Annotated in this window: 15 protein-coding genes; 12 read left to right on the top strand and 3 right to left on the bottom strand. The window is 70.7% G+C overall.

Features of this window, described 5'->3' with window-relative positions; genetic code table 11:
- Positions 1-51 precede the first annotated feature (51 nt).
- The 6 genes from SSP08S_RS46780 to SSP08S_RS46755 all read left to right on the top strand — a co-directional run bounded on the left by SSP08S_RS46780 (position 52) and on the right by SSP08S_RS46755 (position 6,538).
- On the top strand, positions 52-963 hold the full coding sequence (locus SSP08S_RS46780) for a LysR family transcriptional regulator (protein ID WP_026179424.1): 912 nt from the start codon (positions 52-54) through the stop codon (positions 961-963).
- A 235-nt stretch (positions 964-1,198) separates the two neighbouring features.
- Positions 1,199-2,185, top strand: a complete 987-nt coding sequence (locus tag SSP08S_RS46775; protein ID WP_019074571.1) for an NAD(P)H-dependent flavin oxidoreductase — start codon at positions 1,199-1,201, stop codon at positions 2,183-2,185.
- 299 nt (positions 2,186-2,484) lie between these two features.
- Complete coding sequence (locus tag SSP08S_RS46770; RefSeq protein ID WP_019074570.1) at positions 2,485-3,507, top strand: sugar ABC transporter substrate-binding protein; 1,023 nt, start codon at positions 2,485-2,487, stop codon at positions 3,505-3,507.
- A 42-nt stretch (positions 3,508-3,549) separates the two neighbouring features.
- Positions 3,550-4,590, top strand: coding sequence for an ABC transporter permease (locus SSP08S_RS46765; protein WP_019074569.1), 1,041 nt, complete (start codon positions 3,550-3,552; stop codon positions 4,588-4,590).
- Between the two features lie 5 nt (positions 4,591-4,595).
- Positions 4,596-5,384 carry an ATP-binding cassette domain-containing protein gene (locus tag SSP08S_RS46760; RefSeq protein WP_026179423.1) on the top strand — a complete coding sequence of 263 codons (789 nt, stop codon included), beginning with the start codon at positions 4,596-4,598 and terminating at the stop codon, positions 5,382-5,384.
- Positions 5,381-6,538 (top strand): serine hydrolase domain-containing protein, encoded by a 1,158-nt coding sequence (locus SSP08S_RS46755; RefSeq protein ID WP_019074567.1) that lies wholly within the window; start codon positions 5,381-5,383, stop codon positions 6,536-6,538. Before SSP08S_RS46760 ends, SSP08S_RS46755 begins: the two co-directional genes overlap by 4 nt.
- A 17-nt stretch (positions 6,539-6,555) precedes the next feature.
- Here the strand turns inward: SSP08S_RS46755 and SSP08S_RS46750 are convergent, their stop codons facing one another.
- The gene (locus SSP08S_RS46750; RefSeq protein WP_019074566.1) at positions 6,556-7,140 is read right to left on the bottom strand and encodes a helix-turn-helix domain-containing protein; all 585 of its coding nucleotides are present in this window, start codon (positions 7,138-7,140) and stop codon (positions 6,556-6,558) included.
- 116 nt (positions 7,141-7,256) lie between these two features.
- On the opposite strand from SSP08S_RS46750, the gene SSP08S_RS46745 reads away from it, so the two are divergent.
- The 4 genes from SSP08S_RS46745 (at position 7,257) to SSP08S_RS57370 (ending at position 10,690) form a co-directional block, all read left to right on the top strand.
- On the top strand, positions 7,257-8,093 hold the full coding sequence (locus SSP08S_RS46745; protein WP_019074565.1) for an EamA family transporter: 837 nt from the start codon (positions 7,257-7,259) through the stop codon (positions 8,091-8,093).
- Positions 8,094-8,137: 44 nt separating this feature from the next.
- On the top strand, positions 8,138-8,785 hold the full coding sequence (locus SSP08S_RS46740) for an FMN-binding negative transcriptional regulator (RefSeq protein ID WP_019074564.1): 648 nt from the start codon (positions 8,138-8,140) through the stop codon (positions 8,783-8,785).
- Between the two features lie 41 nt (positions 8,786-8,826).
- Complete coding sequence (locus tag SSP08S_RS46735; RefSeq protein WP_019074563.1) at positions 8,827-9,534, top strand: B3/B4 domain-containing protein; 708 nt, start codon at positions 8,827-8,829, stop codon at positions 9,532-9,534.
- Positions 9,535-9,745: 211 nt separating this feature from the next.
- Positions 9,746-10,690: a ribosome-inactivating family protein gene (locus tag SSP08S_RS57370; protein ID WP_078532782.1), complete on the top strand. Its 945-nt coding sequence runs from the start codon at positions 9,746-9,748 to the stop codon at positions 10,688-10,690.
- 61 nt (positions 10,691-10,751) lie between these two features.
- Here SSP08S_RS57370 and SSP08S_RS46725 read toward each other — a convergent pair whose 3' ends face one another.
- Together SSP08S_RS46725 and mhpA are read right to left on the bottom strand one after the other, a co-directional pair.
- Positions 10,752-11,780: an alpha/beta hydrolase family protein gene (locus SSP08S_RS46725; RefSeq protein ID WP_245608097.1), complete on the bottom strand. Its 1,029-nt coding sequence runs from the start codon at positions 11,778-11,780 to the stop codon at positions 10,752-10,754.
- A gap of 62 nt (positions 11,781-11,842) precedes the next feature.
- Complete coding sequence (gene mhpA / locus SSP08S_RS46720) at positions 11,843-13,399, bottom strand: bifunctional 3-(3-hydroxy-phenyl)propionate/3-hydroxycinnamic acid hydroxylase MhpA (RefSeq protein ID WP_019074560.1); 1,557 nt, start codon at positions 13,397-13,399, stop codon at positions 11,843-11,845.
- 181 nt (positions 13,400-13,580) lie between these two features.
- Between mhpA and SSP08S_RS46715 the strand changes: the two genes are divergently transcribed.
- Together SSP08S_RS46715 and SSP08S_RS63930 are read left to right on the top strand one after the other, a co-directional pair.
- On the top strand, positions 13,581-14,228 hold the full coding sequence (locus SSP08S_RS46715; protein WP_019074559.1) for a TetR/AcrR family transcriptional regulator: 648 nt from the start codon (positions 13,581-13,583) through the stop codon (positions 14,226-14,228).
- A gap of 204 nt (positions 14,229-14,432) precedes the next feature.
- The gene (locus tag SSP08S_RS63930; protein WP_019074558.1) at positions 14,433-14,837 is read left to right on the top strand and encodes a hypothetical protein; all 405 of its coding nucleotides are present in this window, start codon (positions 14,433-14,435) and stop codon (positions 14,835-14,837) included.
- Position 14,838 lies beyond the last annotated feature (1 nt).

Raw genomic sequence — 14,838 nt, 5'->3', positions numbered from 1 at the left:
CGTAACCGGCCGCAGGTACGCTCCTGCCCACGGGCCCATGTGGAGGTCGACGTGGAACTCTCAGACCTGCGGATCTTTCTGGCCGTCGCGCGCACGCGCGGCATCACCAAGGCCGCTCAGGAACTGCACACCGTGCAGTCGAACGTCAGCGCACGCATCCACGCGCTCGAGAAACAGCTGGGCGCTCCGCTGTTCCGTCGGCACGCGCGGGGCGTGGCGCTGACGAACGCGGGCGAGCAGCTGCTGCCGTATGCCGAGCGCATCAGCAGGCTCGTCGACGAGGCGCAGCAGGTGATCGGCGACGAGGCCGATCCCTGCGGTCCGCTGCGGATCGGATCCATGGAGACCACGGCGGGCCTAAGACTTCCCACCGTGCTGGCGGCCTTCGCGGAGGACTGTCCCCGCGTCGACTTCTCGCTGATCACGGGGCCGACCAAACAGCTGGTCCGGGACGTGCTGGAGTACCGGCTCGACGGCGCACTGGTCAACGGTCCGGTGCGGCAGCCCGAGCTGGTGGAGACCCCGGTGTTCGAGGAACGCCTCGTCCTCGTCACGGCGCGCCGCGTCACGGACCTGGACGCGGTCATGCGCGACCCCAAAATCCTCGTCTTCCGTACAGGCTGCTCCTACCGCAGGCGCCTGGAGAGCATCCTGCAGGCGCGGGGCGCCGTCAGCGTCCGCTGCATGGAATTCGGAACCCTGGAGGGCATCCTCGGCTGCGTCGGGGCGGACATGGGTCTGACTCTGCTGCCCGCCGCCGTGGTCGAGCGGTACGTCTCCCGCGAGCAGGTTCGGGTGCACGAGCTGCCGGAGGTCGAGGCACGCGCCCAGACCGTGTTCGTCCAGCGTGTCGACGCACCGCCGTCGCCGGCCCTGACGCGGTTCCTCACGCATGCGCGAGCCATGGAGCAGGCACCGCCGGTGCTGCGGATGGTCGGAGGAGCCTCGGCGGCCACCGGCTGAGCAACTCCTTCGGCCGATCTGATCAGTTGCGCGCGATGACGGACGCCGTCATCGATCACGTGCGGGCCTCGAATTCACCAGGCTGACGTTCAACGGCCATCGGAAAGTTCTCCAGCGGCGATGGCTCCCATCGCAAGCAATCGTTGGATCTGAAATCTCGGCGAACCTACTGTCCCCTTAACGCCGCACCGCCCACGCACCAACGGGCGGCTGCCTGGACGAAGAGGACTTCGCCTTGCTGACAACGCGCCTTACCCACGCCTTCGGAATCGAGCACCCCGTCGTGCTCGCCCCCATGGACCTCGTCTCCGGCGCCCGGCTCGCCACCGCGGTCACCACCGCAGGCGGACTGGGCCTGATCGGCGGCGGCTACGGCGACGGAGACTGGCTGAAGCGGGAGTTCGCCGCCGCGGCCGGCACCCGGGTGGGATGCGGCTTCATCACCTGGAGCCTGGCACTCCACCCCGAACTGCTCGACATCGCCCTGGAGCACCAGCCCGCCGCGGTCATGCTCTCCTTCGGAGACCCCGCCCCGTTCGCCGACCGGATCCGCGCCGCCGGCATACCGCTGCTGTGTCAGATCCACACGCTCGACCAGGCCCGCCGGGCCCTCGACGCCGGAGCGGACGTCATCGTCGCCCAGGGCGGCGAGGCCGGCGGGCACGGCGTCGGAACGCGGTCGACGTTCACCCTCGTCCCCGATGTCGCGGACCTGATCGCCGACCGCGCCCCGGCAACGCTCCTGCTGGGCGCGGGAGGAGCGGCGGACGGTCGGGGGCTCGCCGGCGCGCTCGCCCTCGGCGCGGACGGCGTCCTCGTCGGCACCCGCTTCTGGGCGACGGAGGAAGCCGTCGTCCCGGCTCGCGCCCACGCCCGAGCGGTGACCGCCGACGGCGACGAGACCGTCCGCACCAGCGTCTACGACATCGTGCGCAGCTACGACTGGCCCGCCGAGTACAACGGCCGCGTGCTGCGCAACCGGTTCATCGACCGGTGGCACGGGCGGGAGACTGAACTCGCCGCACAACTGGCCGAAGCCGCCGCGGAGTTCAAGGACGCCGTCTCCCAGCAGGACTTCGACATCGCGAACATGATCGTCGGCGAGGGCGTGGGCCTGGTCCACGAGATCCTGCCAGCCGGGGAAGTGGTCCGCAGGATGGCCCAGGACGCCGCCGCCCGCCTCGGCCGATGGGCTCCGCAGACCGCCGCGGTCGGCGGCTGAGCCGAGCCGTTGGCGCTGCGTGCGACGCGTTGGAGTCAACATCCCGCGGGCCGACATGAGTTCGCGGCCGGGACAACAAGCTCGTACAAGCCGTGTGGAACCAACGCGGCCCGCCCGCACCCGCCCCCCACCGGGTGATCCAGACCAGTGCCCGCCGCCCTGACACGGCGGGCGCTGCCCGGGGTTCCGCCACCCTCCCCGGACATGGCGGAACCCCGCCCCCCACCTCACGAGAACCCCCGTCACCGGATGCCCCTCACCGCAACCACTGATCACTTACCACGCTCAAGGAGCCCCCCGTGCCCCGATTCCGCAGATCCCGCCTCGCCCTGATCGCGACCGTCGTCGCCACCACCGCCGTCACCGCCGCGTGTACCAAGCGTTCCGACTCCACCGCCTCGAACAACTCCGGCAGTTCCTCCGGCCGCAAGCTGTCCGTGATCGTCGTGTCCGGCCCGCTGAGCGACCCGTTCTTCGGTGCGATGAAGACCGGTGCCGACAACGCCGGCAAGGAGCTGAACGTCTCCACCGAGTACCTCAGCCCGACCTCGACCGACGCCTCCGGCCCCACGCTCGCCAGACTCATGCAGGCGGCCATAGCCAAGAAGCCCGACGCGATCGTCGTGGGCAACTTCTTCCCCGCCGCCCAGAACCCCGAGATCAAGGCCGCGGTCAAGGCCGGTATCCCGGTGGTCGTCGTCAACTCCGGCGAGACGGACTGGAAGCAGGACGGCGCCCTCGCCTTCGTCGGCATCGAACCGGTGGTCGCCGGCACCCGGTCGGGCGAGCAGTCGGCCAAGCTCGGCGTGAAGAAGGGGCTGTGCGTCAACACGGTTCCGGGCAACCCCGCGCTGGAGCAGCTGTGCCAGGGCTACACCGACACGCTCAAGAAGAGCGGCGGCACGGGGAGTGAGCTGCGCATCCCGTACCAGGACGCGACCAATCCGACCAAGGTCACCCAGGCCATCGAGGGCGCGCTCAAGGCGGACAAGAGCATCGACGGCGTGATGGCCACGGGCTCCATCGTCGCCGAGAGCGCGCTGACCGCGGCGAACGACGTCGGACGCAAGCTGGTCATCGGCAGCGGCGACCCGTCCACCAAGGTCCTTCAGGACATCGAGGCGGGCAAGATCCAGTACGCCATGGATCAGCAGCCCTACCTCCAGACGTACTACGGCGTCCTGATCGCCAAGCAGTACGTGCAGTACCGGATCTCCCCTTCCGGCACGGTGCTCACCGGTCCGCTGGTCATCGACAAGGACAGCGCGGCCGCCGTACTGAAGGTCAACGAGACGTACAAGGGCATCCGCGGTGCCGCCTGAGACGCCGCCACAGCAGACTTCCAGTTTCAGGAGAGAGCACTCATGACCATCGACCAAGCGGCTCCGGCACCCGCCGTGCCGGACGAGCAGAGTGAACCCCGCGGCCCTTCCCTGATCGCACGCACGGCGCGGCGCCCGGAGTTCGGCGCGCTGATCGGCGCCGTCGTCGTGTACGTCTTCTTCCTGGTGACAGCGTCCGGATCGGGCTTCATCAGCGTGGACGGCACCGCCAGCTGGCTGGACACGGCAGCCGAACTGGGCGTGGTGGCCACGCCGGTCGCGCTGCTCCTCATCGCCGGGGAGTTCGACCTGTCGATCGGCTCGGTCGTCGGCGCGACGTCGGCGATCGTGGCCATCGCCAGCGGTACGTACACGATGCCCCAATGGGCATCGATCCCCCTGGCCATCGGTTTCGGCCTGGTGGTCGGGCTGGTCAACGGCCTGGTCGCCACCCGCACCAACCTGCCGTCCTTCATCGTCACTCTGGGCAGTTCGCTGGTCGTGGGCGGTGGCGCGCTGGGCCTCAGCCGCGCCCTGTCCGGGAGTACGGCCGTGACGCTGACACCGGAGCCGAGCGTGCAGGCGGTGTTCGGCTCCAAGGCGGGGCAGTTCCAGGTCTCCATCGCGTGGTGGCTGGCGATCACCGTCGTCGCCTGGTGGGTGCTGACCCGCACCCGCACCGGCAGCTGGATCTACGCCACCGGCGGTGCCCCCGATGTGGCCCGGGACGCGGGTGTGCCGACCGCCCGGGTCAAGGTCGGGCTGTTCATGGCCACCTCCGCCGGTGCCGCGCTAGTCGGCGTCCTGCAGACGATCGCCTACAGCGGAGGTGACGTCACCCGTGGCTCCAGCTTCATCTTCGACGGCGTGATCGCCGCCGTGATCGGCGGCGTGCTCCTGCAGGGCGGCTACGGCTCCACTCTCGGCGTGCTGCTGGGCACGGCGACCTACGGCATCGTCAGCCTCGGCATCTTCTACACCGGCTGGAACACCGACTACGCCCAGCTGTTCCTCGGCGCCCTGCTGCTGGTCGCGGTGATGGCGAACAACTACTTCCGCAAGCTCGCACTGAGTAGCAGGTGACCCTCATGACGACCACCACGACCGACCGCCCCCTCATCGAACTCCAGGGCGTCACCAAGCACTTCACCGGCGTCACCGCCGTCGCCGACGTCTCTCTCACCGTCCGCCCCGGCCAGGTGCTCTGCCTCCTCGGCCACAACGGCGCCGGCAAGTCCACCCTCATCAAAATCCTCTCCGGGGTGTACGCGCCGACCGAGGGCACCCTGTCCATCGACGGCGAGCCCGTGACACTCGGCGGCCCGCGCGAGGCCCTGGACCGCGGCATCGCCACCGTCCACCAGAATGCGGGCACCGTCCCGCTGATGAGCGTGGCCCGCAACTTCTTCCTCGGCGCCGAACCCACCAAGGGCCGGGGGCTGTTCCGCCGCTTCGACGCCGCGACGGCCGGCCGGATCGCCCTGCAGGAAATCCAGCAACTGGGCATCCGCCGCATCCGCGACGCCGACCAGCTGGTGGGCACCATGTCCGGCGGCGAGCGCCAGGCCCTCGTCATCGCCCGCGCCCTGCACTTCGGCGCCCGGGTGCTGATCCTGGACGAACCGACCTCGGCGCTCGGCGTCCGCGAGGCCGAGATCGTCCTGCAGGCCGTGGAATCCGCACGGGACCGCGGCGTCGGCGTCGTCCTGATCACCCATCAGGCCCACCACGCCCTGCGGGTCGGCAACCACTTCGCCGTCCTCGCGCACGGCCGGCTCGTCGCCTCCTTCGCGCGCGGCGAGATGGAGGCGGCCGAGGTCATCGACCTGATGGCGGGTGGCACGGTGATGCAGGAACTGGAGCGCAAGCAGGCATGAGCACCACGCACCACGCGCCTGCGGCGAAGGCTTCCGGATACACCGCACCGCGATTCGCGGGTGTCCGGGAGGCTTTCGAGAGCAACCTGCGCAACGGCGACGACCTCGGCGCCTCGGTCGCCGCCTACCACCACGGCCGACTGGTCGTGGACCTGTGGGGCGGCGCCCGGGACATCAGCGGGACGCCGTACCCGGAGGACGCCCTGCACGTCGGGTACTCCACGACCAAGGGCGTCATGGGCCTGGTGCTCGCGAGCCTGGTCGACACGGGCGAGGTGGATCTCGACGCGCCGGTATCGGCCTACTGGCCGGACTTCGGCGCAGCCGGCAAGGACGGAGTCCTGGTACGCGAACTCGCGTCACACCAAGCCGGGTTGCCCGCCTTCGAGGAGCCGGTGACCAAGGCCGACCTCGCCGACTGGGACGGCTGCGTGCGGCGTCTGGCCCGCCAGGCGCCGGCCTGGCGTCCTGGTACCCGGCACGGCTACCACGCCCTGACCCTCGGCTACTTGGTCGGCGAGGTCGTACGACGCGCGAGCAGCATGAGCGTGGGCGTCCTGCTCCGTGAGCGGTTCGCCCAGAACGGAGACCTCCAGGCATGGATTGGTCTGCCCCCCGAGCACAACCACCGCGTCGTCCGGTACCAGGACGCCTCTCCCACACCGGGGATCGGCGCTTTCGCGGCCACGGCAGCCGAAACCCCGGACACGCTGGCCCACGCCACCTTCAACAACCCCGTCGTCTCGGCCGATCTCTTCAACGACCCCGCGCTGTGGCGGCCGGAGATCCCCGCCGCCAACGGCGTCTTCGACGCCAGGTCACTGGCCCGGCTGTACTCCACCGTGGTGGACGGTCCGCTGCGCGTCGTCTCCCCTCTCTCGGTCGACAGGGTCCGCCGGCCGCAGGTCCACGGGCCCGACGAGGTCCTGGTGGACCAGCCGACCCGCTTCGGCACCGTCTTCGGGCTCTCGTCCCCACGACAGCCCATGCTCGGCAACGGCTCGTTCGGCCACGACGGGCTCGGCGGACACCTGGCCTTCGCCCACCCGGAATCCGGTATCGCGTTCGCCTTCCTCTCCAACCGGGCCATCCCCGACCCCACGCCCCACACCCGGCTGTGGCGCCTGCTGTCGGCAGTGACGGCGTCCCTGTGACGAGTGCGACGCCGCACTCAGCTCGTCGACGCCGGACCGGGCGGCAGGTGCACCGTCATGACCAGATGGCAGGTCTCGGTACCCGCGCCGCAATAGGTGTGTTCGGTATCGCCGTCGAACGTCGCGGTCTGGCCCGCTTCGAGGGCGTGCTCCGTGCCGTCGACGACCAGGGTCATCCGGCCCGAGGTGACACTGACGGTCTCCACCACCCCGGCCTGGTGGGGGTGGCTGGGGTATTCCTCGCCCGGTTCCAGTCGCCAGCGCCAGACCTCGACCGGAGCCGGCCCCGAGGTCGTCAGCATGAGCCGGGCCTCGCCGCCCCGCTCGCCCGTCCACAGGGGCGCCACGGCGTCGGCGGCCACGACCCGGACACGGCCTTCGGGCGATCCCTGCATCAGGGCGGACACCGAGATCCCGAGGGTGTCGGCCAGCCGGACCAGGGTGGCCAGGTTGGGGTTGCCCTGGGCTTTCTCCAGTCCCACGAGGGCGCCCTTGCTGACCTGGGCGCGGCGGCTGAGTTCGTCCAGGGACAGACCCGCGCGCACGCGTGCCGCCCGGACGTTGTGCGCGACCGCACGCAGAGCTGTGGCTGTCTCCGCCACCTGGTCACCTTCCTTACCGCCGGACATTCCATTGCACCGCACAGTCGATCGGTTGCACCTCTCGGTCGATTCACTGTACGGTGTGGTCGTTCCACTGAATGGTAAGGGATAGTGCTGTGATCGCTCTGCTGCTGGCCTTGGGCAGCTCACTCGCGTACGGATGCGCCGACTTCCTCGGCGGTCTCGGCGCCCGGAAAGCTCATGTGCTGCGTACCGTGATGGTCGCCGCCCCCGCCAGTCTCGCGGTCGAGTTGCTGCTGTGGCCGCTGCTCGGCGCCTCCTTCAGCCCCGGAGCCCTGGGGTGGGGTGCCGCCTCGGGCATCGCCTCGGCCGCCGCGTTCGCCCTGCTCTACCGCACCCTCGCGATCGGCCCGATGAACGTGCTCTCGCCGGTGACCGCCCTGGTCTCCGCCGCGCTGCCCGTCGGCGTCGGCCTGCTGCAGGGCGAGCACCTGGCGGCCGCCGGCCTGGTGGGTCTGCCACTCGCGCTGGTCGCGGTGCTGCTGGTCAGCGCCGGACACGGCGCGGGCTCGACGCGCCCCTCCCGTACGGCACTGCTGCTGGCCTTCGGCGCGGGCGCCGCCATCGCCTTGCAACTGGTCTTCCTGCACCAGGCGCCGTCCGACAGCGGGGTGGCCCCGCTGATCGTGGGCCGGGCCGTCTCCTCGGCCGTCACCCTGGCCGCGGCCGGGCTGATGCGCCGCAGGCTGGGCCCCGAGCGCCCCGCGTACGCGCTCTCGGCGACCGCCGGCGTGCTGGACTCCGTCGCGAACCTACTGTTCCTGCTCGCCGCCCGCAGCGGGGACCTCACCGTCGTCGCCGTCATCACCGCCCTCTACCCGGCCGGCACGGTCCTCCTCGCCCGCAGCGTGCTCGGCGAACGCATCCACCGCGCCCAGCTCGCCGGCCTCGGCACCGCGGCCGTCGCCGTCAGCCTCCTCGCCCTGACCTGAGCAGAGCCCGCAGCAACCCCCACCAGCCACCGAAGGAGCACAGCATGCTCGTCCACCCCTGGGACGCGTGCCTGGACGAAGCCGAATGGCAGACCTGGATCGCCGAAGGCCATGACTTCGGCCTGCTGAGCGTCAACGGCCTGCCCGGCCACCCGCCCGCCGTCGTCCCCACTCATTTCGCCCCCGATGGACCTAACCTGCTGATCCACCTCGCCCGTCCCAACCCGGCCTGGAAAGCGATCGAACACGACCCGAACGTCCTGTTCACCGTCTTCGGCGACTACGCCTTCGTCCCCGGCCCCTGGCGCGCCGAGCCCGGCACCCCGCCCACCGACGGCGTCCCCACCAGCTACTACACCGCGGTGCAGTTCACCTGCCGCGCCCACATCATCGACGACCCCGAAGACAAGGCCGAACTGCTGCGCCGCCAGCTCGCCCACTTCCAGCCGGACGGCGACCACGCCCCCGTCGCTGTGGACCAGCCCCCCTACGGCCGGATGCTGTCCGGCATCCGCGGCCTGCGCCTGGAGGTCACCGACGTGCAGGCCAAGTTCAAGTACGACGACGACGAGCCCGTCGAGCACCGCACCGCCGTCGCCGACCACCTCTCCGCACGCGGCCAGGGCCTCGACGTCCCCGCAGCGGTCCAGCAGCGCCGCCGCCTGGACCGCATAGGCGCCTGGAAGCCCTGACCCCCACCCCCACCCGGACGCAGGAAACGGAAACCCCGCCCATGCCCGCCTTCCGCATCGCCCCCGCCGTCGCCGAAGCCTTCCCCGACACCCTGATCGCCCTGGTCACCGCCACCGGCCTGCGCGCCCGCGAGTCCTGGCCGCACACCGCCGCCGCCGTGGAGGAACTGGAGCAACAGCTCGCCGACGGCACCTGGCAGCCCGCCGACGAGACCGACCCCCGCATCGAGGCCTGGCACACCGCCTACCGCTCCTTCGGCACCAACCCCCGCCGCATCCGCCCCAGCGTCGACGCGCTCGGCCGCCGCCTCGCGAAGAAGGGGAGCCTGCCGCGTATCAACCCGGCCGTCGACTCCTACAACGCCGTCTCCGTCCGGCACGGCCTGCCCGCCGGTGCCTTCGACCTCGACCACGTCACCGGCGACGTCGACATCCGCCACGCGGACGGCACCGAGACCTTCACCCCGCTCGGCGAACCCGACACCGTCGAGAACCCCAAGCCCGGCGAGATCATCTACACCGACACCACCGGGGTCCTGACCCGCCACTGGAACCACCGCGACGCCCACCGCACCCGCGTCACCGAGGACTCCAGCCACGTCGCCTTCGTCCTCGAAACCCTCCACGCCGACCGCGACGGCGACCTCCTCAAGGTCGCGGCCGACGAACTGCAGGGTCTGCTCGCCCCGCACGCCGAACAGACCGCCGTGCTCTTCATCAGCCCGGCACTCCCCCAGGCGGACGTCTGAGTCCCGAGAGGCCTCAACCACCAGGAACGCAAACCGACCGCCGCGATTCGGCCGACGCGGACGGGTTTGATTGATTGCCCTGGTGCTCGGGGGTGCCGATCAACTGTGTCCCAGGGATTCTCGGTGGAGTCGGGCCAGGATCCCAGCAGCGGCCGGCTCGGCCAGACACAACTCTTCCCCTTTCTTCAGTCCCCGATGATCGGAGCAACCCATGCGTTCAGGAGTCGTGCGCCGCCTCGGCCTCTCAGCGATCCTTCCGTGCGCTCTCGCCGGGGCGGTCGCGCTGTCCGGCCTCCCCTCCCTTGCCACCGCCGGCGCGGCTCCCGCATCCAGGGGCGTGCGGATCAACGCCCAGGAAGTGGCGCAGGTCAACTTCCCGCAGATCCACTGGGACGTCGACGGGGGTTCCGCGGCCTACCGCCAGATGCTCAGCGAGCTGGACGAACTGGCTCGCAGCACGGCCAACGCGCGTCTCAGCGACGTGGTCGTCAACACGCGGGGCAACCGGGTGACCGTCACCATCCTGGACAACACCAGGACGAACCGCTTCGCCGACATCGTGATCAGCGCCCCTGGGCACGCCGCCCCCACCGTGCACGCCGTTGTACGCCTCAGTGACCTCTATGTGGTGCGGGTCTACACGGTCCGATCGCCCCACAACCGCGTCCTCAACCTCGCGAGCGGCCTCCCCAACGAGTCCAGCACCGATGACAACTTCTTCGTCGGCAGGGAGGGCTACGACGCCCTCTCTCGGGTCGGGAACCAGGCACTGACCAGCGTCAACATAGGCCCAGGCTCCTTGGCGGGGGCCCTCGGCGCCCTGGCCAACCCCAACTCGACCCGCGCCAACCAGGCCCGCTCTCTGCTCGCCCTCATCTTCGGCATCTCGGAGGGGGCTCGCTTCCGCACCCTCGCCGACCGCGTCGCAGCCAGCCTCGACAGCGGGAACGCGACCACCTACAGCTACCAGCAGATCTCCCTGATCCGTGACTGGGCCGGCGTCAGCCATGTCTTCGTCGGCCACACCAACGGCACGGACGAGACCGCGAGCACAAGCGTCGCCGGGGCCACCATCGACAACGCACGCCAGGCCGCGGCCCTGTTGGCGATCGCCCTCAACAACGGAGCCAACCCCACCCCCAAGGACGAACTCTGACCACGCCGTCCGGCTCCGGCCGCGGCCTACGAGCCGCGTCTCATTCCGCTGCCCGGGGGTCCTAACCTCTCAGGCTCCTGCGGCCGGTGAGGTGATCCGTGAACCAGTCGCCGGTGAGCGCGTTGCGTTCGGCCGCGTGGTTGTAGAGGGTGTGCTCGCCGTCGGGCCAGATGCGGACGGTCGCGGCGGCGGGGTCCGCGGCGTGCAGGAAGGGCTCCTGGTCCTCGTAGGTGGCGAGGGGGTCGCGACCGCCGTGCAGCAGGAGCAGCGGGCAGCGGATGCGGTGCTTGTCCGGGTCGAAGCGCAGACCGTCCATGATCTCGGCCACCCGGTCCAGGTCGTCCGTGCCGACCACGGCGGCCAACTGCTCGCGGGCGGTGCGGAATTCCGGGACGGTCGGGACCGCCGGAGCGCCGTTGACGACCACCGCGCCGACGCGTGGATCGGCTGCGGCCAGATGGGCGGCGAACAGGCCGCCGAAGCTGACGCCCTGGACGCCGATGGCGCCGCCGAGGCGGGGATCGGCCTCGACCAGGTCGACGAAGCGGGCGAAACCGTCGGTGACGCGTTCGTCGACGTACAGCCCGTGTCGCAGCCGGGACTCGCCCTGGCCGGGCCCTTCCGCGAGCAGACAGGCCAGGCCGCGTGCGGTGTAGGCGTCGGCGACCGGCAGATACGCCGCTCCCCAGCCGCTGAGCCCGCCCCACACGATCACAGTGGCGCGGGGCGGGCCGGCCGGCAGGCACAGCCACCCGCCCAGGACGCCGTCGCGGTGCGGGATCTCCACGCGCTCCACGTCGGGTACGAGGGTGGCAGTGACGGCCGTGTGCCGGGCGTAGAGCTCCCGCTTCTCCGCCGTGTCGGTCTGGTAGGCCATCTGCGCGAACATCAGGGCCGCGGCTGCGTATCGGCGCGCGTATCGAGCGGTGACGTCGTGGCCGTTCATCTCCGCGAGGCGGGCACGCTCCAGTTGGGTGTCGGCGAGTATCGCCGCCGCGTCCTGCCACGGGAGGCTGACGCCGGCGCCGGCGAGCAACTGGCGGGCGTCCGCCTGGTCCATGCCACAGTCGATGAGCCGAGTGAAGGGCATGGCCCTGTGCTGAGCCGCGATCAGCGGAGGCAGAGCGTTCCCCGCCCCAGGATCTCCGGTCGTCATACGGCGGCCCCGACCGTTCCGGAGAGCGCGGCGTCGAGATCGTCGACCAGCGCGGCGAGGTCCGCAGGGTCGGTCGCCGTACCGAACAGCACGAAGTCGGGGCGGGCCAAGTAGGCGACGGCACCGAGCAGTTGGAGGTACTCCCGGTGCCGTCCGTCGAGGTCGTCCACCGTGTCGAGGGCTACCACGGCACAACCCAGGCGCTCCAGCCGCGCGAGCCGTTCCGGGCCGAGGGCAGTGGCGGGGTCCTCGGCGGCGACCAGGATGAAGCCGTATCCGGTCAGGTCGTCGAACCGTCCGGTGCGCCCGTCGGCCAGACGGATGCGGCCCTGCGGAGTGAGGATGCCGACCGGTGCGTCCGCGCCCTGGCGCAGCACTCCATGGGCAAGGGGCGGGAACGGAGGCGGCGGAGGCACCTTGCCCGCGAAGAACGCCGCGTCCCGGGCCGCCGCCGCCTCCGCGTCGTGGGTGTTGGCGACCTTGCCGAGGCCGATCGCCGCGTGGGTGAGGGCGGTGACGTGCGGGCGGCGCTCGCTCTCGTAGGTGTCGAGGAGAGCCTCGGGCGCCAGACCGCCGAGGACGAGGTGGAGTTTCCAGGCGAGGTTGGTGGCGTCGCGCAGCCCGCTGCACGCGCCCTGGCCGAGGTATGGAGGCATGGTGTGGGCGGCGTCGCCGGCGAGGAAGACGCTGCCGGTGCGCCAGCGGGTGGCGATGCGCGCCTCGAAGCCGTAGACCAGTTGGCGGGTGATCCGCACGTCGTCCGGGCCCAGGCCGTGGTACTCGCGCAGGAGCCGCCAGGCGGTCTCCGGGGTGGTCATCTCCTCGCGGGTCTCGTCGGGCAGCAGGGCGAACTCGAAGCGCTGGCGGGTGCTGCCGATGTTGATGGTCATGTGCCCGCGGGCGGGGTCGCAGTACTGGGTGCCGTAGGCGAACTCGGGTGGCTGGGGGCGCAGCCACTCGGTGTCGATGTTGACCCACTGCTCGTTGAACCCGAGGTCCTCGCGCTCCACTGCGAGCAGGTCCCGTACCCCGCTGCGGCTTCCGTCGGCGGCGATCACATAGCGGGCCCGGACCTCGTCGCGCGGGCCGTCCGCACAGCCGGTCTCGGCGTTCCAGCCGCCCAGGCGGAGGGTGACGCCGTCGTCGTCCTGGTCGAGGCCGGTGACCGCCCAGCCCTGGCGGACGTCGACCGAGCCGTAACCGCGCAGCCGCTTGTCCATCGCCTGCTCCACGTCCGGCTGGTACATGGAGATGTGATCCGGATAGCCCATCGGCCCGTCGGGGTTCGCCGGGATGCGCACGAGCGTCTCGCCCTTGCCGTTGACCCACAGGTACTCGCACGGGGACGAGTCCCGCAGCGCCTCGTCGACGTCACCCGCCGCCTGGACGGTACGCGCGGTCTCGTCGTCGATGTGGGTGAGCCGGGGCAGCCCGTACAGAGCCGGCCAGCGCTCACAGACCACCACGCGGTGGCCGAGCCGGCCGAGCAGGGACGCCGCGGCGAGTCCGGTCGGACCGTAGCCGACAACGGCGATGTCATAGCGCGGAGCCATCGGACACCTCCAGAGAGAGCCCCGCGCCGTTGCGAGGGGTGGTGGTGGATGGGTGAGGGGTACGGCTCGACCGTTCGGTGCGTGCCGCGGTTTCGTGTGAATCCAGATTCACAGTTGGAGTGAAGTGAGATTCACACAACGGCAACATGGACGTCAAGAGCCCGGTCGATAAACTGCGCAAATGACCGAGTCCCCCACCCGCAGACCCGCCGCCCTCCGTGAAGGCAGTCGCCGTTCGCAGCAGGACCTCATGCAGGCCGGGTACGCGCTGCTCGAAGAGGGTGGAGTGGACGCGCTGACCGTGGCCGCGGTCGCCGAGCGGGCCGGCATGGCGGTCGGCAGCATCTACCGCCGGTTCGGCGACAAAGAAGGACTCCTGCTTGCCATCCAGCACGCCTTCACCGAGAACCTCCAGGCCGAGATCACGGAACGCATGTCCGTGGAGCGGTTGCGCCTCCTGCGCGATCCGGCCGTGGCGATCGCCGAAGCGGTCGGCGCGATCACCGACGCCTTCCGGGCGCACGAGGCCCTGTTGCGCGTTTTCCTGCTGCTCGGAACCCGGCACGAAGCGGTGCGGGTCGAGGGCTCGCGCGTCAGCGTCGAGGGCAACCGCAACTTCGCCGAGGCCCTGCGCCACATCCCCTTCGCACACCCGGATCCCGCGGCGGCGCTGGACTTCGCCTTCCGTCTGGTCTACGCCACGATCGCGCACCGCATCACCCAGGGCGAGTTCCTGGAGTCCGATCGCCCGCTGCCCTGGAACGAGCTGCGCAGTCACCTCCAGACCGCGGTCATCTCCTACCTCCTCGGCACCCCGGAAGGCCGCTGACCGCCCGGCTCGCCGTGGCGCACAAGTGCGCGCACGGGGCTTGACGCGACGGGAGCGGTTGTGAGCTCATGCTCACCACAAGTGTGAATACCAACTCACACAAGAGTGCTCTCTTCGTTTCACACACCCTCGTGCCGACGGCTCAGACCCTCTCCCGTCTCCGAAGCTCCGTCGTGGCCCGAGCAACTCGAAGGAGAGTTGTCGATGCGTGCGACCTTGCCTCTGCCCACCCCCGACGTCGGCCTATTAGCCGATGACGTACTGCACAACCCCTACCCCGCGCTCCGCGAGATCCGGGAAGCCGACCCCGCGGTACGGCTGACCGCCTACGACGCCTGGATGCTTCCCCGCTACGACCACGTGCGCGCGGCTCTGTCCGACCACGAACGCTTCTCGTCGACGCACGGCGCTGGCATCGAGGCCCTCGGCCACGGCCTGCACGGCTGCGTCGGCCAGAGGCCGGCCCGGCTGGAGGCGCACGCGGTGCTCGGCGCGCTGGTGCGGCACGTGTCGTCGATCGCGCTCGCGGGCGAGCCGGTCCGCAAGCTCAACAACGTCATCCGGGGCATGGCTTCGCTGCCCGTCACGGTACGCGCAGAAGGGCAGTGAG

Source organism: Streptomyces hokutonensis, from assembly GCF_000376565.1.
Classification (GTDB): Bacteria; Actinomycetota; Actinomycetes; order Streptomycetales; family Streptomycetaceae; genus Streptomyces; species Streptomyces hokutonensis.
The sequence above is the reverse complement of the archived record's forward strand: the minus strand, read 5'-3'. Positions and strand labels throughout refer to the sequence as shown.